The following is a 21,571-nucleotide window of genomic DNA, read 5'->3' as shown; positions in this document are numbered from 1 at the left end:
TAAAAGAAGCCGGTGAATATTCACCGGCTTCTTTTATTCGAATGATGGGGTTGTTATTGACAATCTGTCTTTCTTCTTGTATCGATCAGGTATTGCACTTTCCAAACTCCATTTATCCGTACAAGCTGAAATGAGTTTACTCCACAATGACTGAAGGTTCCTTTTAAATAAAATTCATACGGTGTCCAAACACTTGCCAATGCTCCATCAATATGCACTGCACCAAAAGTGATACGCTCATCAGCATCGCCTTTATTTGATTTGCCCACAAAGGATGCAAACTGATTGATATTGTCTGTACGTATGGTTGTTGCGCCTTCTTTTGTGCGGCTGATGGTTTGCAATACAGCCCAATCAGAGAACACATTTTTTAATGCAACTGAGTCTGCATTTTTCATGGCTGCAAATAAATTGTTAACAACAGTCTTTACAGAATCTTCTGTGCTTTGTGCAGAAGCATTTACACCCATGAGTATTGTTAAATAAAGCGTAAGAACACATTTCATACCTGTTGTTTTAAGCATTTGGCAAATAGTTTGAAATACAAGTATAAAACATACCTACTATGCTAAACTTAAAATTCTACAAATGGTCATTAGCCCTGATGATGATCGTAGCAACTACTTCAGCATCGGCTCAGATATTTCCGAGAGGAGGAGATATTTTCGGCAACCGTACAAACCGCCCGGTTGTAAGACAGGATGGTAGCCGCCAATGGCCCGACGGAACAATTCAATACCCGGATGGTACAACACGTTACCCCGATGGCGCTGTGCGTTATCCTGATGGCCGTATGAGCTATCCACGTAATCAACGTAACAGCAGCTACGGAAATAACAACAATTGCAACCACGGCAATTTGCCTCCGGGCCAGGCCAAGAAGATATATGGTGGACATGCAAAGGATTATGCAAAAGGAAGGGGCAAGGGAAATAAGAACGGCAATTGCAATCATCGTCACGATGATGACAGGGATTGGGACGACAGAAATGTAAGAACATATCCTCAGCAATACCCGCAGTATCCAAGTTATCCGCAGAGATATCCGAATAACACACCGCAAAACGGTGGCAAAAGACCAAGTCGTACGAGCAACCCTAACTTGTAAGTAGCAGAAGTTGAAATAAAAAGCCTCCTGATGTATTCATCGGGAGGCTTTTGCTTTATGTGTTGTTCGATCAATAACCAAGTATCTTCAGCATACTCTGTGCTGTTTGTTCTTTGGCATATACCCAATCTACCAGCTTTCCATTCTTATCGTGCCCGACAATGATGTGCTTGGGTGAAGGGATCATACAGTGCTTAATACCACCGTAACCGCTGATCTGATCCTGGTAAGCACCTGTATGGAAGAAGCCAACATACAAAGGCTCTGTGCTGTCTCCGTTTAATTTTGGAAGGAACACTTCATTGATATGCTCTTCTGAATCATAATAATCATGACTGTCGCAGGTAATGCCACCGAGCACCACACGTTGGTAATCGTTATCCCATTTGTTGATAGGTAACATCAGGAATTTTTCACCTATACCCCATGTATCAGGTAAGGTGGTAATGAACGATGAATCGATCATATACCAGTTCTCTCTATCATTCTGTGTTTTTTGTGCAAGCACAGAATAAATATGAGCCATGCTCTCTCCCACGGTGAAACTTCCAAACTCCGTATAAATATTTGGCATTGGAACACCGGCTTTCTTACAGGTCTTTTTAATGGTCGCTACTATTTCATTGATCATGAACTGGTAGTCGTATTCAAAACCGAGAGAGTGTTTAATCGGAAACCCACCACCGATATTAATTGAATCCAATTCAGGACATATCTTCTTCAACTGGCAATAAAGGTTCACTACTTTATTCAACTCACTCCAGTAATATATATCATCTTTAATTCCCTTGTTCAAAAAGATATGCAACATCTTCAACTGGAAACGATCTTCGTTTCCCTCGATCTTGTCAACATAAAACTCAAGAATATCTCTTGCACGAATTCCAAGACGGGATGTATAGAAAGGAAAATTTGGTTCTTCTTCTGCAGCCACACGAATACCTACTTTAAAAGGCACTTTCACTGTTTTCTTATATTGCTGTAACTCTTCTTTATTATCAAGAACAGGTGTTACATTTTTGAAACCAGTATTGAGCAATTTTGCAATACGTGTGATGTAACTTTTCTGCTTATACCCGTTGCAAATGATCTGTATATCCTTATTGATCTTTTTCTTTTGATAGAGCTTGTTGATAATTTCAATATCGTAAGCAAACGAAGTTTCCAAATGAACTTCATTCTTCAATGTTTCTTCCACCACAAAAGAGAAGTGACTGCTCTTGGTACAATAGCAATAAAAATATTTGCCCTCGTACCTGTGCTTTTTAAAAGCAGTGTCAAACATCTTCTTGGCTTTTTTGATCTGCATCCCGATCTTGGGCAGATAGGTAAGCTTCATGGGTGTACCATACTTATCGATCAGGGCTTTCAGATCAAGATGGTTAAACTGCAGGTAACCGTTTTGTAAATGAAAATCTTCTTGCGGGAAGTTGAATGTTTGATGCACCAGGTCGGTGTACGTTTGGTTGGTCAGTTGAAAATTTCGTGGGTCGTTTGTCACCTTTAATTTTTGCACAAACTTATCGTAAAAATAAATGCAGGGGCATGAAGATTTTTTTGCCGCCACGAAGACAAGGAGAAGAAGCCGTTAGCCACCAGCCGTTAGTAGTTAGCAAAAACAAATAGCCCCAACATTTCTGTCGGGGCTATATAAAAATCACGTGATGATTATTTTACTGATGCAACCAGTTGCTTAAAGCTTTCCGGTTCATTCATCGCCAAATCAGCAAGGATCTTACGGTCAAGATCAATGTTTTTTGCTTTCAGCTTGTTGATGAATACAGAATAAGTCAATCCTTCTTCTCTTACTGCTGCGTTGATACGGGCAATCCAAAGCGCACGGTATTCACGCTTTTTCAGTTTACGACCAACATAACTGTAGGTCATACCCTTTTCAACTACGTTTTTGGCAACTGTATAAACGTTTTTACGTTTGCCATAGAAGCCTTTGGCTTGCTTGAGAATTCTTTTGCGGCGTTGCTTCGATGCAACTGCGTTTACTGAACGTGGCATATCTTAATGTTTTTAAATTATAAATTGGGTTTACAGCTGCATCTTATTTAAGACGCAATAAACGTTTTACAAAGTGTACATGAGATTGTGCTACTTCTCCGTCCAGACGCATGTTACGCTTACGTTTCTTTGATTTCTTTGTGAGGATGTGACGTTTGAAACTCTTTTGATGCATGATCTTACCAGTGCCGGTTACTTTAAACCTTTTTTTGGCACTTGAGTTCGTTTTTACCTTTGGCATTTGAATGCTCTTTAAGAATGATACCCTGCTGGCGGCTCTGCACAGGCAGAACACTTAGGGGGCCGTTTGGGCAATACCGGCTGTTTCCAGCCTCCCGATTTGGGAGCGCAAATGTAGGCAATAACTCCGGAAAAGATTGGATTGGGGGTAGTTTTTTTATGCCTTTTCGCAAAGATGGCCACGGAGCAAAGTCGCCAAGGCAGCTTGTTACTTATCCTTTGGCAATTGGGTTTTGGTTTTTCACACAATTCCTTGTGCCTCAAATAAAAAAACCGCCTCTTAGGAAGGCGGTTTCTGCTATTATTCAGCGTTTTCTTTCTTCTTTTTCGCCGTTCTTGGCGCAATGATCATCAACATCCGCTTTCCTTCCAATTTAGGAAACCCTTCCACCTGACCTGCATCTTTCAGGCGCTCAGCAAATTTCAGCAACACGAGTTCTCCCCTTTCTTTAAACTGGATGGCACGACCTTTAAATTGAACATAAGCCTTTACCTTATTACCTTCTTTCAGGAAGTTTTCAGCGTGTTTGGCTTTAAAATCAAAATCGTGATCGTCCGTATTTGGTGTAAAACGAATTTCTTTCAGTTCAGCCGACTTACTTTTCGACTTCATTTCCTTTTCCTTCTTCTTCTTCTCGTAAAGGAACTTATTGTAGTCGATTGCTTTACAAACTGGCGGTACCGCTTGCGGAGAGATCTCCACCAGGTCTAAACCAAGGTCTTGTGCAATTTGTAAAGCTTTCTGAGTTGGGTAAACGCCCACCTCAATGTTGTCACCAACCAGGCGTACTTCCGGTACACGGATCATGTGGTTGATGCGATGTTCTGGCTCTTTACGGGGAATAAAACGTCCCCTCGGAGGTCTTTGTGGAAATGCCATATTAATTCTGCTTCCATACCCCTTTCAGGAAGCAACTGTTCATTTGTGTTTATAATTCTCTTCAGGGGCAGAAGAGAAATTAATTATTCTGATTTTCTTTCTTTGATCTCAAGTGTTGCAGCAGCGATGAATTCATCTGCATCAAACACGCCTGCATCACCTTTACCTTGTTTACGAACCGCTACTTTTCCCTCGTTCACTTCTTTCTCACCCACTACCAGCATATAAGGAACTCTCGCAAGCTCTGTATCCCTGATCTTCTTACCTATTTTTTCGCTGCGGTCGTCAATCTCAGCACGAATATCTGCTTTTTTCAGTTTATTCAACAGGGTTTTTGCATAATCCATGAACTTATCACTGATCGGCAGAATTTTCACCTGCAATGGTGCCAGCCATAACGGGAACTTACCGGCATAATGCTCTAATAAGAAACCGATGAAACGTTCATGGGTACCAAGCGGCGCACGGTGAATGATCAACGGCACTTCCGGTTGGTTATTCTGATTCGTAAACGAAAGTTTGAACTTGTTACCGCTGTTGAAATCCACCTGGTTGGTTGCAAGAGTAAACTCACGGCCAATAATACTCCAGATCTGTACATCAATCTTCGGGCCGTAGAAAGCCGCCTCATCCTGCACTTCAATAAACGGAATATTTGATTCGATGAGCACCCTGCGTACCATCGCTTCGGTCTCCTGCCACAGTTCCGGTTCGTTCACATATTTCTGACCAAGCTTGGCAGGATCATGTAAACTCAAACGCATCACATATTTGTCAACACCGAATATTTTGAAATACTTCAGGTACATATCATTCACCGCACGGAACTCATCAGCAAACTGATCACGGTTACAATAAATATGTGCATCGTTCATGTGCAGGCAACGTACACGCATCAAACCAAACAACTCCCCACTCTGTTCATAACGGTAACAGGTACCGTATTCTGCAATACGATATGGAAGATCTTTATAGCTCTTTGGTTCAGCATCAAATATTTTATGATGATGCGGACAGTTCATTGCCTTGAGATAATATTTCTCTCCATCCATTTCCATTGGAGGAAACATACTATCTGCATAATACGGCAAGTGACCACTGGTGAGGTACATGCTTTCTTTTGCAATATGCGGCGTAACCACACGCTTGTAGCCTGCAGCTCCTTCAGTTTCCTTTGCCAGCTTTTCCAACTCTTCAATAATGATGGTACCATTGGGCATCCATAAAGGCAAACCCTGACCCACATCATCATCCATTGTATAAATACCTAACTCTTTACCGAGTTTGCGGTGATCTCTTTTCTTTGCTTCTTCCAGCATCGCCAGGTATTCATCCAATTCCTTTTGTGAGGGGAAGGTTACACCATACACACGGGTAAGCTGTTTGTTCTTTTCATCACCTTTCCAATAAGCTCCTGCAATAGAAGTTAATTTAATTGCTTTGATAAAACCGGTGTGGGGAATATGTGGCCCACGACAGAGATCAGTAAACTCACCTTGTGAATACAAGGTAATGCCACCGTCTTCGAGGTTCTGCAACAGATCAAGTTTATATTCATCGCCTTTCTCCGAGAAATAAGCAACTGCATCCTGTTTGGAAATTTCTTTGCGCTGGTAAGGACTGTTCTTCTTAGCCAGTTCGTTCATCTTCTTTTCCAGTATCGCCAGATCTTCCTCGTTCATCTTGCGGTCGCCGAGATCCATATCGTAATAAAAACCTTTCTCCAAAGCCGGACCTACCCAGAATTTCACACCGGGGAATAAAGATTCCACAGCCTCTGCCATTAGGTGAGCACTGCTATGCCAGAACGTGTTCTTTCCTTCAGCATCATCCCACGTCAGCAGTTTCAAAGAAGAATCATCGTTAATGGGGCGTGTGAGATCCCACACCTGTCCGTTAACATTTGCGGCCAACACTTTTCTTGCTAATCCTTCGCTGATTGATTTGGCGATGTCGAGGGCTGATGCACCTTGCTCATACTCCCTTACTGCGCCATCGGGAAAACTGATCTTCATGAACTTCGTTTGATTTTTTAGGTGGACAAAGGTAACGAATCATTGCTGAAGGAAAATTAACAAAGCCTTTCGCCAACCCTTTTTTTTCAAATGTGTAATTTGCAGGAGTATTGAACAGAACTTACATCATGAAGAAGACTCTTTTACTGGCTTTCCTTTTTTGTTCGTCCATAACCTTTGCGCAAAAGTACAGCGGACAATGGAGCGGCAGCTTTGATGCCAAAGGCGATCCCGGTGGCTCACGCACCGAATATTTCCTTGAGCTTGAAGTAAACGGGAACAAAGTGGAAGGCACATCAACCACCTATTTTATTATTGAAGGGAAACGTTTTTATACCATCTGTGCCATTGAAGGCAATCTCGATCCACGCAGCAAAACCATTGTTGCCAAAGAAACAAAACGGGTAAAGGCCAATACACCGCAATGGTTTAAAGATTGTTTCCAGGTACATACGCTCACTTATTTTAAGAAAGGCGATACCGAAGAACTGGAAGGAAGCTGGAAAGGCGCACGTGATGAAGATAAATGTGGGATGGGTACAACCGTTCTTTCACGCAAGCAGTTGGTGAAAAACATCATCACTACACCACCTGCGCAAAATAACAATACGGTACGGACCAATCCCAAGCCGGCTCCAACCCAACAAAAACCAACAACAAAACCAACCACTCCGCCAAAAGAAAAACCGGAAGTTGTAAAAACACAACCGAAAAAAGAAACACCTGTTACAACAGGTCCGGCCATTACGAAAGTGGACAATCAAACAGAAACAAAAACAAACGCTGAAGTAAAAGCAAATATTCCTGCACCTAAACTGCCGAATGGTTTAGAGAAACGTGAAAGCAAAGTATTTGAAACTATTCCGATTGAAGAAGAAGATATTACGGTGAATTTATATGATAATGCAGAAATCGATGGTGATATTATTACTGTGTTATTCAACGGTGAAGTAGTTGTTTCACAAAAAACACTGAGCGATAAACCCATTGTTGTAAAACTGAAAGCAATACGTGGAAGAGATAACACACTTACCATGTACGCTGAGAACCAGGGACGCATACCTCCCAACACAGCCATCATGCGTGTGCAAAACGGTGAACAATACCACAAAGTGTTTTTAAGTGCAGATGATAAGAAGAACGGTAGTGTGGTGTTTCGGTTTAAGAGTTGATAGATGTCTGTTCTCCTGAAAGGAGACTGCACATCGTTTAATAATATTTTAAAAGCCATTGCCAATGCAGTGGCTTTTTGTTAGTTCGTGTATATATTTACTTTTATCAAAGCAAACCAACCCCGTTTCTAAATAACAAAACAACCTGTATGAAAGCAAAAGACCTTTTTATTATCATCCTAAAAGTATTTGGTATCTATCTCATTAAAGATGTTTTAACAGCTATCCCTCCTGTACTAAATAGTTTTTTTCAAATGTTTGAGGTATCAGGTGCAATGGCCTTCTTTTCTCTTATTATTTCTTTGCTATACCTTGGAATATATGTAGGAATTGTTTATCTGCTTTTATTCAAAACAAGTCTTCTTGTTTCCAAACTCAAATTAGCATCCGAATTGAGCGATGAGCCTCTGGTTGTTAATTTGCATAGATCTTCAGTTTATACTATTGCCATCATTATTACTGGCCTTCTAGTTTTGACATTTTCTATTCCCGACCTTGTTAAACAGATCTATTTCTTTTATGAATTCAATGATTCAAGAAAAAGATTATTTGCGCCATCTCCTTTCGATTATAGCAGAATGATCATAGCTATTACTGAAGTGATTATTGGATTATTATTCTTAGGCAACCAGAGAACTTTAGTAAACTACATTGAATCTAAAAGGAGGAGAGCCAAAGAAGAATCAGATGAATAATATATAAAAGCTGATTGGTTTGTTTTTGACGAGAATCAACCGGAGGTGACTGCACATCTTTATTGAGAAACAACGCTAAAATAATTAGAGAGCCTCTGCGAATGCAGAGGCTCTCTAATTATTCACACGCTTCTCAAGCTTTGAAGAGAAGTAAAAAATTACCTATTACTCCTCCTCCTTCACAAGAGGAACAGTTGAAGACTGCTCACTAAAATGCTCCCTCACTTTCACGATCATTTGCGGCTCGGTCATTTGTTCTGAACTGTCGATGGAAAACTCTTTCTGTTTAAACTGTGCATCGTCTTTCAAATGATTTTGAAATTGCTCCTGTGCATTGCCCGGACCAAAAATGTAAATCTCTTCATAGGCCTGTAATAGTGCCGCAATTGATTTATAATATTTCAAAAGATCCGTTTGCTTGGCCTGTTTTCTCGAGTCCTTATCACCGGACCGGTCGTGGATTTCTGCTTCTATTTTGTCCTGGATTATATAATCGCCTTCTTCATAATCCGGTGCCGGACGTATCACCACCGCTTTCGTACTGTCGAGATAAACTCCGGCCACTCTTTTCTGTTGCTGCTTCATGTAGTTTTTTATTTTAAAATACTGTTGTTAAGAATACTGATTGCTCACTGCGTTTTGTAAAAGAAAACTTATTTAATACTTTCCTCATTCTCCGGAAACGTTTCTTTTTGTGTAACGCTCTGAGCAGTTAAGAAATCAAGCAAATACTGATTGAATTCATCGGGCTGTTCGAGATTTGATACATGACCTGCATTGTCGATCACATGCATTGTTGACCCTTCGATCATTTGATGCATAAAATCTGATTGCGCAAGTGGCGTTACTGTATCTTCCCTTCCGCAAATGATCATAGTTGGAATACTGATGGCACCTAACGTAGAACAGGTTTCAGTCCGCTCAGCAAGAGCAGTTAACCCAGCCGTAATAATATGCTGAGAATTTTCAAACACAACTTTGCGTAGTTCTTCCACCAATTCTTTTTTATTACTCAAGCTGTCTCTATGAAAAACATTTTCAATAAAGCCATCGTTGAAATTTTTCACTCCGTTCGCAGAAATATCATCAATCGTTTTATAGCGCTTTTCTTTTACTGCAGGCGTATCGGCAATACATTGTGTATCGCAAAGGATCAATGCTTCAAAGCGTTCCGGAAAACGTTTATGTGCATTGAGTGCAATAAAACCACCCATAGATAACCCACAAACAATTGCTTTTTCAATTTTCAAACTGTCCATGAACTGCAGCAGATCTTCTGCAAACAGATCAATGCTGAGGATCGACGATTCATCTTCTGAATCTCCAAACCCACGAATATCGCAAGCAATCACACGATTGGTTGTTTGTAAAAATTCAAGCTGCTTCCTCCACATTGCTTTGCTGAAGGGATAGCCATGTAAGAAGATGACCGGTGTGTCACCTTCACCCAAATCATCATACGATAAATTAAAGTTGCTTACCGGAATACTTAGATCGTATCCTTTCATTTCTGTTTGCATGGCGTTCGTTTTTAAACTGTTTCGTTGTTGCTTCTGTCAGTCGCAAACACAAGCGTATTCAATCCTTTCACTTTAAGCTTACCACTTGTAAACATACTGATTGATAGCCCCTGACCTCTTACATGTTTTGTAAAAAGAGTTGCAGAATTCACACGTTGATATTGCAGGGTATTGAGTTATTGCCCAAAATATACCAATGAAAAACCAGCTGTTTACCGAACAGTTGTTATTTTTAAACAGTCGGTTGATTGTTTCAACCGTTCTGCTAAAAATCCACAACTTTTTTAAGATATAGCAATCTGTTTGTACTTTCGTCCACTGAATGCAGGGAAAAAGCAGAAACATAAAATTCACCAACCAACTCTATTTGTCAGTTAAGGCAGCTTTTAAATACAGCCTGTTCCTGATTTTTGTGTTTGCGTTTTCGTTGCAACAGTTTTCAGCATTTGCTTATACGCAGCTGGCAGAAAACACAAAACAAGAAAACGGTTCCCGGCTTCATTCGCAGCAAATCTTTTCTAACCCACAGATTTCTTATCATCTCCCCATCCAGCCTAACCCTTTAGAGTGGGAAATGGAATTTCTTGAAGAGGAAGATGACTACAATAACAGAAAGACCTCGGCTGATGATTGCAGGAATCATTTTAGCAAGACGCATTCATCAGATGAATTAGAATATACGACCGGTTTAAAAAGCCGGTACTTGCAACTGACATCCTCTGTCAGCAATCGCCCCTCTATTCCTTTTTTTATTCTCTATCATTCCTGGAAGAGCCACCTCTCTTAATTTTTCGGTAACAATCTAACGTTTGCAGTATATGGACCATTCCATATAGCCATCATTGCATTAGAGCATTCATACAAAGCTTAATGGATGTTCTGTTTTATTTATTCACCACCTTAAATCGATATTTTAATGAAGAGGATATTTATTCTCGCCATTGTGGCAACCGCATTTATTTTTTCATCCTGCAAACACAAAACAGAAGAAAAAGAAGCAGACACAAAATTCTTAGTAACCAGTCCCGTTGAACAGGATACGATCGTTTATAAAGAATACGTTGGACAGGTACAGTCTGCCAGTCATATTGAAATAAGATCGCAGGAGAAAGGTTACCTCGAAAAAATCTTTGTAGATGAAGGACAGTTTGTAAAGAAAGGAACGCTGCTATTCAAGATCATGCCCGTTATTTACCAGGCCGAGGTAGCAAAAGCAAAAGCCGAAATGGAGTTTGCTGAAATTGAATACAAAAATACTAAAAGTCTTTCCGACAATAATGTTGTATCGCCCAACGAACTGGCGCTTGCAAAAGCAAAGCTCGACAAAGCAAAAGCCGAGCTTTCATTAGCGCAGGCTCATTTAGGCTTTACAGAAATACGTGCACCATTCGATGGTATCATGGATCGTTTTCAGAAACGTTTAGGAAGCCTGATTGATGAGGGTGAATTGCTCACCACGCTTTCAGATAACAGCAGAATGTGGGTGTACTTTAACGTACCTGAAGCCGAATACCTCGACTATATCCGGAAAGCAAAAACGAAAAACGCACAAAGGGTGCTGTTGCAAATGGCCAACAAAGAGTTGTTTGATGTACCCGGTGTTGTTGAAACCATTGAAGCCGATTTCAATAATGAAACAGGCAATATCGCTTTCAGGGCAACATTCCAAAATCCAAAAGGAATTCTTCGTCACGGAGAAACAGGGAATATCATGATGCCGGTTACGCTGAAGAACGCCGTACTCATTCCGCAAAAAGCAACCTTCGATGTGCTCGATAAAAAGTTTGTGTACATCGTTGATGAAAATAATGTGCTGAAGGCAAAACAAATCACCATTGCACAGGAACTGCCACACTTATATATTGTTGCAACAGGTCTTAGTGCAAAAGACAAAATTCTTGCAGAAGGTTTAGGCAAGGTGAAGAACAACGAGAAGATCACCTATGAGTTTGTTCCTTTTGCAAAAGAATTAGCTGAGTTAAACAATTTACACGCCGAGTAAGGCAGGAACCAAAAAACAAAAGCACAATGTTTAATAAGTTTATTAAAAGACCGGTTCTTGCTATTGCCTTATCCATCGTGATCGTTTTCATGGGACTATTGGCAATAAACACATCACCGGTGGCACAGTTTCCTGAAATAGCTCCACCAAGGGTAAACATCTTTATTGAATTCCCCGGTTCCAATGCAGATGTATTGGTGAAATCAACACTTACCATCCTTGAACGTGCCATCAATGGCGTGCAGGGCATGCAATATATTTTGAGTGATGCTACCAGTGCAAGTGAAGCAACGATTGAAGTGATCTTTGAACCAGGCACCGATCCCACACTTGCTGCGGTACGTGTAAAATCAAGAGTTGACCAGGTGATGACCAACTTACCTCCGTTGGTGCAACGTGAAGGTGTGATCATCTCGCCGTTGCAACCAAGTATGTTGATGTACCTGAACCTTTACAGTAAGGAAAAAAATGTTGATGAAAAATTTTTATTCAACTATGCAAATACTTACATCTTACCTGAACTGCAACGGATAAAAGGGATGGGCTTTGCACAGGCAATCGGCAGCCGATCATTTGCTATACGTGTTTGGTTAAATCCTGAACGGATGAGAGCCTACAGCATTTCTGCTGATGAAGTATTGAAAGCAATTGATGAGCAAAGTGTATTGGCAAGGCCGGGAAGAGTTGGTCTCAGTTCCGGAAAAACCGCACAATCGCAGGAATACGTGTTTACATATAAAGGATGGTACAATACACCGGAGCAATACCAGGATATTATTATCAAGGCAAATGCTAATGGTGAACTACTGAAGCTGAAAGATATTGCTGAAGTGGAAGTAGGAAGTGAGTTTGTTGATATCTACTCAAACAAAGATGGCCATCCTTCCGCATCGCTTGTACTGAAACAAAATCCCGGCAGTAATGCCAGTATCGTGATCGATGAAGTAAAAGCAAAACTGCAGGAGTTGAAAAAAGATTTTCCACCGGGTATTGATTACGAGATCAATTACGATGTATCAAAATTTGTGGATGCATCCATTGAAAAAGTATTGCACACATTGGTGGAAGCGTTTATTCTTGTGGCCATTGTTGTATTTATTTTCCTTGGCGATTGGCGCTCTACATTCATTCCCATTCTTGCTGTACCTGTATCGCTTATTGGTGCATTTACATTGATGAAATTCTTTGGGTTAAGTATTAACCTCATTACGTTATTTGCATTGGTGCTCGCCATTGGTGTGGTGGTGGATGATGCTATTGTGGTGGTGGAAGCTGTGCATGTGAAGATGGAAGAAGAAAACCTCTCTCCTTTTGCTGCGGTGAAGAAAGTAATCCGGGAGATCAGTGGCGCCATCATTGCCATCACATTAGTTATGATCTCGGTATTTGTACCGGTTGCATTTATGAGCGGACCTGTTGGTGTACTCTACCGTCAATTTTCATTAACGATGGCCAGCGCCATTTTTATTTCCGGTTTTGTGGCGCTTACGCTTACGCCGGTGTTATGTGCCATCTTACTCAAGAACACGCATGGCAAACCAAAAAGGAAAACACCAATCAGTATGTTTCTCGATTGGTTTAACAGAAGCTTCGAACGTGTTACAGGTAAGTACACCAAATTCCTGACGCTGATCGTAAACAGAAGAGTGGTTACGTTCGGAGTTTTAATTGCATTTGCGTTTGGTATTGCCGGCGTCAATAAAGTGTTACCTGCAGGATTTATTCCCAGTGAAGACCAGGGACAGATCTATGCCATCATTCAAACTCCTCCCGGTACTACACTTGAACGTACCAATGAAATATCCAGAAAGCTTCAGTTCATTGCAAGGAAAATTGAAGGTGTTGCATCGGTTACTTCATTGGCAGGTTATGAAATTCTTACCGAAGGTCGTGGATCAAATGCAGGTACATGTTTGATCAACTTGAAAGATTGGTCGGAACGAAAACAATCGGTGAAAGAAGTAATTGAAGAGTTGGAAAAAGAATCAAAAGATCTTCCGGCTAATATCGAATACTTTGAACCACCGGCAGTTCCGGGCTATGGTACGTCGGATGGTTTCTCCCTGCGTTTATTAGACAAAGGCAGTGATGTAGATTACCAGGAATTCGACAAAGTGAATGCAGAGTTTTTGACAGAACTGAAAAAAAGAAAAGAGTTGAATGGCTTATTTTCTTTTTACTCAGCCAAGTATCCGCAATATGAAATTATTGTAGATAATGAATTGGCCATGCAAAAAGGAGTTTCTGTTGGTGATGCCATGGAAAACCTCAACATCATGATCGGCAGTACCTACGAGCAAGGCTTTATCCGTTTCAATAACTATTATAAAGTTTATACGCAAGCCGGTCCTGAATTCAGAAAACAACCATCCGACATTCTGAATATGTTTATTAAGAACGATCATGGTGAAATGGTTCCCTACTCAGCTTTCATGAAAATAAAAAAGACACAGGGACCAAATGAAATTGCACGTTACAACTTGTACATTTCATCACTCATTAATGGTATACCGGCGAAGGGTTATTCATCAGGCGATGCGATCAGAGCAATTAAAGAAGTAGCTGCACAAAAACTACCACGTGGTTATGATATTGCATGGGAAGGCCTTTCATACGATGAAGCAAGAAGAGGAAACGAAGCATTGTATTTATTCCTTGTGGTACTCTTCTTTGTGTATTTAATTCTTGCTGCACAATATGAAAGCTTTCTGTTGCCCTTTGCAGTGTTACTTTCACTTCCGCCGGGTATATTCGGTTCGTTCCTGTTATTAAAAAGTATGGGATTAGCGAATGATGTATATGCGCAAGTGGGACTGATTATGTTGGTTGGTTTACTTGGAAAGAATGCAGTACTGATCGTTGAGTTTGCTGTGCAGAAACACAACAAAGGCGCTACTGTTCTTGATGCAGCCATTGAAGGTGCAAGAGCCCGTTTCCGTCCCATCTTAATGACATCGTTTGCATTTATTGCGGGTTTGATTCCATTGGTACTTGCTACCGGACCGGGCGCTGTTGGCAACCATACCATAGGTGCATCTGCATTAGGTGGTATGTTATTCGGAACCATTTTCGGTGTCATCATTGTCCCGGGACTTTATTTCATATTCGGCAAACTGTCGGAAGGCAAACATCTCATCAGGGACGAAGATGAAAATCCGTTGAGTGAAGACTTTGTTGAAAGCCGTTCCGAGGCTGCACTGACGAAGAAAATCAAAAAATTAATCAAACGAATCAGAAACACAAATACAAATGAAAATGAAAATAACAGCTAAATACATTGCACTTGTTATCTGCATAGTATGGTTGGGTGCCTGTAAAGTACCTGCTGTTAGCAGTAAACAGGAAAACAAATCTACTCCCGTTGCTTACGCAAATTCGAAGGATACAACCAACTCGGTACAAATAAAATGGAAAAACTATTTTACCGATCCCAATCTTCTTGCATTGATCGATACAGCGCTCAACAATAACCAGGAGTTGAATATTACCTTACGTGAAATCGAAATGAGTAAGAATGAGATCATGGCACGTAAAGGTGAATACATGCCGTTCCTACATTTGAAAGCCGGTGCTGCTGCCGACAGAGCAGGTAAATACACATGGGATGGTATTTCGGAAGAAGATTGGAAATCAAGTCCGGATAAAGGCCATCCATACATTGGCGAATTCATGGTAGGTACCTACTTTACCTGGGAGCTGGATGTGTGGAAGAAACTACGTACTGCAAAAAAATCAGCGGTGCTGAGGTATTTATCAACCATTGAAGGAAAAAACTTTATGGTTACAACGATCATTGCAGAAATAGCCGAATTATATTATGAGTTGATGGCACTTGATAATCTGTTAGCGATTATTCAACAGAATATTGAACTGCAAAGCAACGCCTTGCAGGTAGTGAAACTGGAGAAAGATGCAGCGAAGGTTACGCAGTTAGCTGTTAACCGCTTTGAAGCGCAATTACTCAACACAAAAAACCTGCAATACGACATACAGCAGAAGATTGTTGAAACAGAAAACAAGATCAATTTTTTGGCAGGGCGTTTTCCTCAACCTGTTGTACGCAACTCGGCTGCGTTCAACAACCTGGTGCTTGATCCGATCTTTGCAGGTGTCCCTTCTCAACTGTTGTCTTATCGTCCGGATATTCGACAAGCTGAGTTAGAACTTGCAGCAATGAAATTAGATGTGCAGGTAGCGAAGGCGAATTTCTATCCATCGTTCAGTCTTACGGCCGGTGTTGGTTTGCAGGCGTTCAATCCGGTGTATCTGATCAGACCCGAATCGATCCTTTATAATTTAGCAGGTGACCTGGTTGCACCATTAATCAATAAGAATGCAATTAAAACCACTTACTTCAATGCCAATGAAAAACAGATACAGGCTGTCTATAATTATGAGCGTTCCATTTTGAATGCGCATATCGAAGTGGTGAATCAACTTTCAAGAATGGACAACTTCACAAAGAGTTATGAAACGAAGGCAAAAGAAGTGGACATTCTCACACAGTCGATCACTATTTCAAACAACCTGTTCCGTTCTGCAAGAGCAGATTATATTGAAGTGCTGTTAACGCAACGGGAAGCATTAGAATCAAAAATTGATCTGATTGAAATCAAGCTGAAACAACTCGATGCCAAAGTAAATATTTATAAAGCGTTGGGTGGCGGTTGGAATTAAGAGAAAAAATAGCAAACAAAGAATGCCCATGAAAAACGGGGCGTTCTTTTCTTAGTACAAAAACTCTGATTAAAATCCTGCAGCTAATGATAGCAAAAATGACATATTCTTCTTTACCGGCTTTCCGCTGCGATCAAAACTATCAGCAGCGCTATTCATATATTTCATTTCTGTTCGCACACTTAACCAAGTTGAAGCAATAAAGTCGAAATTGAATGAATAACCACTCACTTGTATACCCGTGGCGGGAAATGCCGTGATAACAACAGAATGTGGATCACTGTAATATTCTCCACGTGCACCCGCATTCATTTTTTTATTGATCTTATATTGCAGCAGTGCCGCACTTCCCCACCATGTTTGTCCGCCTTCCACACCTGCATCAAGCAGGAAAGCCATATTCATTTTTTTGTCGAGTTCATAGGTAATGTACAGGTTATGAAACACACGAACAAGAGCAGCAACTGAATCAGGTTGCTCATTACCTATAAAGGAAGATGAATTAAATAACCACTTTTCGTTAGGCTTAAATACCAATTGCGTACCAATGGCTTTACTCTTATTATTTTCTTTGATATTCTGCCAACCGTTGAGCAGCAATACAGATGCCGACCACCTGGAATTGAATGCATAATTTAACTTCAAACCTGTTTCAAAATAAGGCGAGTTCTCTGCAAGCAGACTACGGCTCAGGTTCCAGCAATCTTTACTGATAGCTGATTCTATTCCAATGTGAGAGGGAAAAATCCCTGCTTCAGCACTAAATTTATCTGTAAACCTGTAGCCGGCATTTGCTTCATATACATATTGTAACCAATGTGGCTCTGCCGCTAAATTATACCGGGCATAATCGCCCGCCATTAATGCCAGGTTCCCCTTCCACTTCGCACCGCTGTATGATAGTTTTACCAGCGAAAGATTTACTGATGGACTATTATGCTTTTTATGATTATACACAAACGGCGGCCGCTCTTTTGATAACGGTTCATTAAAGTCATATTGATAATACAGATCAGCAAAACCGCTTAGTTGCCATTGCTTAGCGGCAACGCTATCCTGTGCATGTATCGGGCAGACAACAAACCGCAGCAGTATTGCAACAAACAATTGTTTCATTCCGAATAAATAATTAATACGTAACGTCTATGGAACCCGAATACGTTGTTATGATATCCACTTCTCTGAATAAAAGTATAAAGAAGTGTCAAGAATGATTACCCGGCATTAAATAAATAACTTTTTGGATCACTACGTATAACAGCGCCAATGCCACGATCCAGAAAAACAGCACGATCAAAACAGAAACAATATTGTTTCGTTTATCCTTCATACTCTTCTATCCGCTTTAACCGAAGATTACTTACAGGCGCAACGATTAACGGAAACTTTTCTACCGTTACATTACTCGGATCTAATCCAAACCCTCTTTCTTCTGAAAGCGAAATTTCTTTTAACCAGAAATGGAACTTCATCATAATACGTTCCCAGAAAGGCAATTCATTATCCTGGCTTAAATACTTTTCCATAACAATGAACTGCACATCACCGGCAATATGATTCCGTTCAAGGCTCACGTAACGGCTCGTTACATTCACTTCACGGTTTTTCACAAGGTCTTCCACTACTTTCCGGAACATGCTGTCAATGCGTGTCTGTACCCTGAAGCCTAAGCGGAACTCAATCCGTATAATATCGTTGGGAATGATATGCGTAACGCTATACTCCGTTGTATAAGGATCATCAACAGTATCAACGTGAATAAACCAATAGATGTCGGCCCGTTTGGGCTTTCTGTTCATGATGGAATAAATGATCTTATGTTCGATCTCCTTGGGGTTATCAGCACTGGTGAGATAAATAAGATGTGTTGCATACTTAGGTACTGTAACATCGTTACTTAATTCCTGCAGCTTTTGTATGTAGTGATCAAGACGAACAAATTCGATGTATCGGTTCTTGATCTTTCTTGCTTTGAACCAATCATACATCACAAAAAACAACAGCCCTCCTACCAATAATGTAACATAACCGCCATGTGGAAACTTCTCCAGATTTGCATAGAAGAAACTGAACTCAATGGCAAAATAAACAGCCAGGTATAAATAAATAAATGCGGGTTTTGTGCGCCTTGTAACAAGATAATTTGCAAACAATACCGACGTTGCGATCATGGTAACTGTAATGGCAAGACCGTATGCTGCTTCCATATTGGAAGCTTTCTTAAAGAACAGCACGATACCAATACAACCTGTGAACAACAAAAGATTTACGGCAGGTATATACAACTGTCCCTTTGCCTCAGTAGGATAATTGATCTTGAATTTCGGGAAAAGATTAAGCCGCATAGCCTCACTCACAAGCGTAAACGATCCGGAGATCAATGCCTGGCTGGCGATGATGGTGGCAGCAGTGGCAATGGTAATACCAAAGTAAATAAACCAATGCGGCATGATACCGTAAAATGGATTAAACCCGTCTTCGATCAATGAAGAACTGATGACCTCACCGTTATGATTCAGCAGTAACCATGCACCCTGCCCAAGGTAATTGATGATCAGACAGGTTTTTACAAATATCCACGAATAACGGATGTTCCATTTGCCGCAATGGCCAAGATCGGAATACAATGCTTCTGCACCTGTGGTACATAAAAACACACCACCCAAAATGTAAAACCCTTTCGGGTAGGCAATCAACAGTTTGATACCATAGTAGGGATTAAATGCTTTCAGTATCGACAGGTCCTGCACTAACTGGGCAAATCCAAGAGTAGCAAGCATAACAAACCATACCGCCATCACAGGCCCAAACGAACGACCGATAAAAGCTGTTCCAAACTGTTGCAAAAAGAAAAGGACTGACAGGATACAGATCACAATGATGATCACTGTCCATTGGCTGATGTCATGAAATGCAGGAATTTGTTTCAAGCCCTCAATGGCCGATGTTACAGAAATGGGTGGGGTGATCATACCATCTGCAAGCAAAGCAGCACCACCAATCATTGCCGGTATCACCAACCATTTTCTTCTTCTGCGCACAAGCGCAAACAAAGAAAAGATGCCGCCCTCACCCTTATTATCCGCACGCAATGTAAGGATAACATATTTCACCGTTGTTTGCAGTGTAAGGGTCCAGATGATCAGCGAAAGAGCACCAATGATCAGTTCTTCCGTAATGGTCTTTCCACTTGTAATGGCGTTCAAAACATAAAGCGGAGAAGTACCAATGTCACCAAAAATAATTCCTAATGCAATCAAAAGACCTGCAACACTAACCCTGTTATGCGAAGACATTTATCATTTAATTTTGAAGAACAAAATTAGTTGGGCTAATCAGCGGAAAAGAAAAACGGCCAAAATCCTTATAAAATCTTTATACCGTTTAAATGCATGTTATCTTCAATAAAATAAACTGCGGGCTACATTTGCTCTGAATGTTACAAGATGAATAAACTGCTGTTCAATAATCTCACAAAAACAAAGCAATACCTGTTAAGCATTGCTGTTATTATCGTTGTTGCAGCAATTTGTTTTTTGTTTTCTGATTTCATTGGTTACAGGGTGGCAGCACTGGTATTATTGGTAACAGTATCGTTGCTGGCAATGATCTTTGATGTGTTTCCTGTTTTATTTTCGGCTGTACTAAGTGCCCTTATCTGGGATTTCTTTTTTATACCCCCACGCTTTACAATACATGTTGATACCACGGAAGACACGATTCTGCTGCTGATGTATTTTGTGATTGCATTGATCAATGCCGTGCTTACTTATAAAATACGGCAGATCGAAAAAGATGCACGGCTGAAAGAGGAAAAAGCAAACAGCGTAAAGCTTTACAATACTATTCTCAATTCCTTATCGCATGAATTGAGAACTCCTATTGCGGCTATTATTGGCGCTACTGATAATTTGCAAACAAACCCCAATCTCACGAAAGAAAACCATGAGCAACTGATCGCAGAAATTGCAAAAGGGGCTTTCAGGTTAAACCAGCAGGTAGAAAATCTCCTGAATATCTCACGCTTAGAATCCGGGCACATACAACCTAAATACGACTGGTGCGATATAGAAGAATTAATTTACCAGGTTGTACAGTCGGTTGAAGAGAATCATAAGAACAGGAAAATAAAGATCAGCATTAAACCGGGACTTCCTTTTTGCAGTATCGACAAAGGCATGCTTGAACAGGTTTTGTACAATCTCTTAAGTAATGCGGCTATACATACCCCGGATAATTGCAGCATCACTATATCAGCAGTGTGTCATGCAGACATTCTGCAAATAATAATTGAAGACAGCGGTAATACATTCATTGACACTGAAGCTAACGATATCCTCAATAAGTTTGATCGAAACAGTAAAAGCAAAACAGCAGGTTCGGGTCTTGGTCTCTCCATTGTAAAAGGTTTTACGGAAGCATTAGCCGGCAATGTGGAATTGGAAAAATCTTCATTGGGTGGTGCAAAATTTACAATATCGCTTCCTGTGCAATCAAACAGATTTGAAACAATAAAAGCATGAACAAATCAGAAATATTAATTATCGATGATGAACCCCAAATGAGGAAGCTGCTGGAAATTACATTGCAAAGCAATGGTTATTTATCGAAAACGGCCGCTTCAGCAAAAGAAGGTTTGATCATGGCTGAGAATCATCCGCCGGAATTGATATTGCTCGATCTTGGTTTGCCTGATGACAGCGGCCACAACGTATTACAAAAACTCCGGCAGTGGTACACAAACCCCATCATTATTCTTTCGGTACAAAAAAATGAAGCGGATATTATTAAAGCATTGGACAATGGTGCAAATGATTATCTGTCGAAACCGTTCCGCACCGGTGAGTTACTTGCACGTATACGCTCTGCACTACGAACGATCAATACTGATGAAGGCGAAACAACCATCTCATTTGGCGATCTGAATGTTGATCTCTCAACAAGATCTGTCTGGAAAAATAGCCAGTTGTTAAAACTTACTGCAACAGAATATAACCTGTTAGCCCTGCTCATCCGTAACGAAGGCAAGGTTCTCACCCATCAATATTTACTGCGTGCGATCTGGGGTCCGGGGTATATCAACCAATCCCAATACTTGCGTGTGTTCATTGCGCAGATACGCAAGAAGATCGAAGACGATCCTAACAGGCCTCTTTACCTGTTAACAGAAGCAGGTGTAGGTTATCGATTTGTGAGCAGTATGAATTGATGCATCCTGTGAATGATCAGCCAATCTTTTGATTAGCACA

The 21,571-nt window shown here is 40.7% G+C and carries 20 protein-coding genes; 9 read left to right on the top strand and 11 right to left on the bottom strand.

Annotation, left to right across the window (positions count from 1 at the left end; genetic code table 11):
• Positions 1–53: 53 nt before the first annotated feature.
• Complete coding sequence (locus tag VK159_RS23465; protein WP_324232612.1) at positions 54–506, bottom strand: hypothetical protein; 453 nt, start codon at positions 504–506, stop codon at positions 54–56.
• Positions 507–565: 59 nt separating this feature from the next.
• On the opposite strand from VK159_RS23465, the gene VK159_RS23460 reads away from it, so the two are divergent.
• Entirely contained in the window at positions 566–1,108 is a 543-nt protein-coding gene (locus VK159_RS23460) for a hypothetical protein (protein ID WP_324232611.1), read from the top strand.
• Between the two features lie 70 nt (positions 1,109–1,178).
• Here the strand turns inward: VK159_RS23460 and VK159_RS23455 are convergent, their stop codons facing one another.
• From VK159_RS23455 to thrS, 5 genes are all read right to left on the bottom strand, one after another.
• A complete protein-coding gene (locus tag VK159_RS23455) occupies positions 1,179–2,609 on the bottom strand; it encodes an arginine decarboxylase (RefSeq protein WP_324232610.1) in 1,431 nt (476 codons plus the stop codon).
• 167 nt (positions 2,610–2,776) lie between these two features.
• Positions 2,777–3,121 carry a 50S ribosomal protein L20 gene (gene rplT, locus VK159_RS23450; protein ID WP_182801309.1) on the bottom strand — a complete coding sequence of 115 codons (345 nt, stop codon included), beginning with the start codon at positions 3,119–3,121 and terminating at the stop codon, positions 2,777–2,779.
• A 43-nt stretch (positions 3,122–3,164) separates the two neighbouring features.
• Positions 3,165–3,362: a 50S ribosomal protein L35 gene (rpmI, locus tag VK159_RS23445; RefSeq protein WP_324232609.1), complete on the bottom strand. Its 198-nt coding sequence runs from the start codon at positions 3,360–3,362 to the stop codon at positions 3,165–3,167.
• Between the two features lie 300 nt (positions 3,363–3,662).
• The gene (gene infC / locus VK159_RS23440) at positions 3,663–4,241 is read right to left on the bottom strand and encodes a translation initiation factor IF-3 (protein ID WP_182801311.1); all 579 of its coding nucleotides are present in this window, start codon (positions 4,239–4,241) and stop codon (positions 3,663–3,665) included.
• A gap of 83 nt (positions 4,242–4,324) precedes the next feature.
• Positions 4,325–6,256, bottom strand: coding sequence for a threonine--tRNA ligase (gene thrS / locus VK159_RS23435; protein ID WP_324232608.1), 1,932 nt, complete (start codon positions 6,254–6,256; stop codon positions 4,325–4,327).
• 128 nt (positions 6,257–6,384) lie between these two features.
• On the opposite strand from thrS, the gene VK159_RS23430 reads away from it, so the two are divergent.
• A complete protein-coding gene (locus tag VK159_RS23430) occupies positions 6,385–7,428 on the top strand; it encodes a hypothetical protein (protein ID WP_324232607.1) in 1,044 nt (347 codons plus the stop codon).
• 149 nt (positions 7,429–7,577) lie between these two features.
• Positions 7,578–8,123, top strand: coding sequence for a hypothetical protein (locus VK159_RS23425; protein WP_324232606.1), 546 nt, complete (start codon positions 7,578–7,580; stop codon positions 8,121–8,123).
• A 165-nt stretch (positions 8,124–8,288) separates the two neighbouring features.
• On the opposite strand, the gene VK159_RS23420 is transcribed toward VK159_RS23425, so the two are convergent.
• Both VK159_RS23420 and VK159_RS23415 read right to left on the bottom strand, forming a co-directional pair.
• Positions 8,289–8,708 (bottom strand): hypothetical protein, encoded by a 420-nt coding sequence (locus VK159_RS23420; protein WP_324232605.1) that lies wholly within the window; start codon positions 8,706–8,708, stop codon positions 8,289–8,291.
• Between the two features lie 68 nt (positions 8,709–8,776).
• Positions 8,777–9,643: an alpha/beta hydrolase gene (locus VK159_RS23415; RefSeq protein WP_324232604.1), complete on the bottom strand. Its 867-nt coding sequence runs from the start codon at positions 9,641–9,643 to the stop codon at positions 8,777–8,779.
• A 367-nt stretch (positions 9,644–10,010) separates the two neighbouring features.
• Here VK159_RS23415 and VK159_RS23410 point away from each other — a divergent pair, with 367 nt between their 5' ends.
• From VK159_RS23410 to VK159_RS23395, 4 genes are all read left to right on the top strand, one after another.
• Complete coding sequence (locus VK159_RS23410; protein WP_324232603.1) at positions 10,011–10,430, top strand: hypothetical protein; 420 nt, start codon at positions 10,011–10,013, stop codon at positions 10,428–10,430.
• Positions 10,431–10,559: 129 nt separating this feature from the next.
• Positions 10,560–11,645 (top strand): efflux RND transporter periplasmic adaptor subunit, encoded by a 1,086-nt coding sequence (locus tag VK159_RS23405; protein WP_324232602.1) that lies wholly within the window; start codon positions 10,560–10,562, stop codon positions 11,643–11,645.
• Positions 11,646–11,671: 26 nt separating this feature from the next.
• A complete protein-coding gene (locus VK159_RS23400; RefSeq protein WP_324232601.1) occupies positions 11,672–14,917 on the top strand; it encodes an efflux RND transporter permease subunit in 3,246 nt (1,081 codons plus the stop codon).
• Positions 14,895–16,322 carry an efflux transporter outer membrane subunit gene (locus VK159_RS23395; protein WP_324232600.1) on the top strand — a complete coding sequence of 476 codons (1,428 nt, stop codon included), beginning with the start codon at positions 14,895–14,897 and terminating at the stop codon, positions 16,320–16,322. Before VK159_RS23400 ends, VK159_RS23395 begins: the two co-directional genes overlap by 23 nt.
• Before the next feature lie 69 nt (positions 16,323–16,391).
• On the opposite strand, the gene VK159_RS23390 is transcribed toward VK159_RS23395, so the two are convergent.
• From VK159_RS23390 to VK159_RS23380, 3 genes are all read right to left on the bottom strand, one after another.
• Entirely contained in the window at positions 16,392–17,438 is a 1,047-nt protein-coding gene (locus VK159_RS23390; RefSeq protein ID WP_324232599.1) for a porin, read from the bottom strand.
• Positions 17,439–17,526: 88 nt separating this feature from the next.
• Complete coding sequence (locus VK159_RS23385; protein ID WP_324232598.1) at positions 17,527–17,652, bottom strand: hypothetical protein; 126 nt, start codon at positions 17,650–17,652, stop codon at positions 17,527–17,529.
• Positions 17,642–19,618 carry a KUP/HAK/KT family potassium transporter gene (locus VK159_RS23380; protein WP_324232597.1) on the bottom strand — a complete coding sequence of 659 codons (1,977 nt, stop codon included), beginning with the start codon at positions 19,616–19,618 and terminating at the stop codon, positions 17,642–17,644. The genes VK159_RS23385 and VK159_RS23380 overlap by 11 nt, the downstream gene beginning before the upstream one ends.
• 150 nt (positions 19,619–19,768) lie before the next feature.
• On the opposite strand from VK159_RS23380, the gene VK159_RS23375 reads away from it, so the two are divergent.
• Positions 19,769–20,845: a sensor histidine kinase gene (locus tag VK159_RS23375; RefSeq protein WP_324232596.1), complete on the top strand. Its 1,077-nt coding sequence runs from the start codon at positions 19,769–19,771 to the stop codon at positions 20,843–20,845.
• Positions 20,842–21,531 carry a response regulator gene (locus VK159_RS23370; RefSeq protein ID WP_324232595.1) on the top strand — a complete coding sequence of 230 codons (690 nt, stop codon included), beginning with the start codon at positions 20,842–20,844 and terminating at the stop codon, positions 21,529–21,531. The genes VK159_RS23375 and VK159_RS23370 overlap by 4 nt, the downstream gene beginning before the upstream one ends.
• The last annotated feature ends 40 nt before the right edge of the window (positions 21,532–21,571 follow it).

The sequence above is a fragment of the Lacibacter sp. genome (assembly GCF_035299325.1).
Taxonomy (GTDB): Bacteria; Bacteroidota; Bacteroidia; order Chitinophagales; family Chitinophagaceae; genus Lacibacter.
The sequence above is the reverse complement of the archived record's forward strand: the minus strand, read 5'-3'. Positions and strand labels throughout refer to the sequence as shown.

What these genes read in the sequence shown, in the direction of transcription:
- VK159_RS23465 (WP_324232612.1), bottom strand. Translation starts at nt 506, where the DNA reads ATGAAATGTGTTCTTACGCTTTATTTAACAATACTCATGGGTGTAAAT.
- VK159_RS23460 (WP_324232611.1), top strand. Translation starts at nt 566, where the DNA reads ATGCTAAACTTAAAATTCTACAAATGGTCATTAGCCCTGATGATGATC.
- rplT (WP_182801309.1), bottom strand. Translation starts at nt 3,121, where the DNA reads ATGCCACGTTCAGTAAACGCAGTTGCATCGAAGCAACGCCGCAAAAGA.
- rpmI (WP_324232609.1), bottom strand. Translation starts at nt 3,362, where the DNA reads ATGCCAAAGGTAAAAACGAACTCAAGTGCCAAAAAAAGGTTTAAAGTA.
- infC (WP_182801311.1), bottom strand. Translation starts at nt 4,241, where the DNA reads ATGGCATTTCCACAAAGACCTCCGAGGGGACGTTTTATTCCCCGTAAA.
- thrS (WP_324232608.1), bottom strand. Translation starts at nt 6,256, where the DNA reads ATGAAGATCAGTTTTCCCGATGGCGCAGTAAGGGAGTATGAGCAAGGT.
- VK159_RS23430 (WP_324232607.1), top strand. Translation starts at nt 6,385, where the DNA reads ATGAAGAAGACTCTTTTACTGGCTTTCCTTTTTTGTTCGTCCATAACC.
- VK159_RS23425 (WP_324232606.1), top strand. Translation starts at nt 7,578, where the DNA reads ATGAAAGCAAAAGACCTTTTTATTATCATCCTAAAAGTATTTGGTATC.
- VK159_RS23420 (WP_324232605.1), bottom strand. Translation starts at nt 8,708, where the DNA reads ATGAAGCAGCAACAGAAAAGAGTGGCCGGAGTTTATCTCGACAGTACG.
- VK159_RS23415 (WP_324232604.1), bottom strand. Translation starts at nt 9,643, where the DNA reads ATGCAAACAGAAATGAAAGGATACGATCTAAGTATTCCGGTAAGCAAC.
- VK159_RS23405 (WP_324232602.1), top strand. Translation starts at nt 10,560, where the DNA reads ATGAAGAGGATATTTATTCTCGCCATTGTGGCAACCGCATTTATTTTT.
- VK159_RS23400 (WP_324232601.1), top strand. Translation starts at nt 11,672, where the DNA reads ATGTTTAATAAGTTTATTAAAAGACCGGTTCTTGCTATTGCCTTATCC.
- VK159_RS23395 (WP_324232600.1), top strand. Translation starts at nt 14,895, where the DNA reads ATGAAAATGAAAATAACAGCTAAATACATTGCACTTGTTATCTGCATA.
- VK159_RS23390 (WP_324232599.1), bottom strand. Translation starts at nt 17,438, where the DNA reads ATGAAACAATTGTTTGTTGCAATACTGCTGCGGTTTGTTGTCTGCCCG.
- VK159_RS23385 (WP_324232598.1), bottom strand. Translation starts at nt 17,652, where the DNA reads ATGAAGGATAAACGAAACAATATTGTTTCTGTTTTGATCGTGCTGTTT.
- VK159_RS23380 (WP_324232597.1), bottom strand. Translation starts at nt 19,618, where the DNA reads ATGTCTTCGCATAACAGGGTTAGTGTTGCAGGTCTTTTGATTGCATTA.
- VK159_RS23375 (WP_324232596.1), top strand. Translation starts at nt 19,769, where the DNA reads ATGAATAAACTGCTGTTCAATAATCTCACAAAAACAAAGCAATACCTG.
- VK159_RS23370 (WP_324232595.1), top strand. Translation starts at nt 20,842, where the DNA reads ATGAACAAATCAGAAATATTAATTATCGATGATGAACCCCAAATGAGG.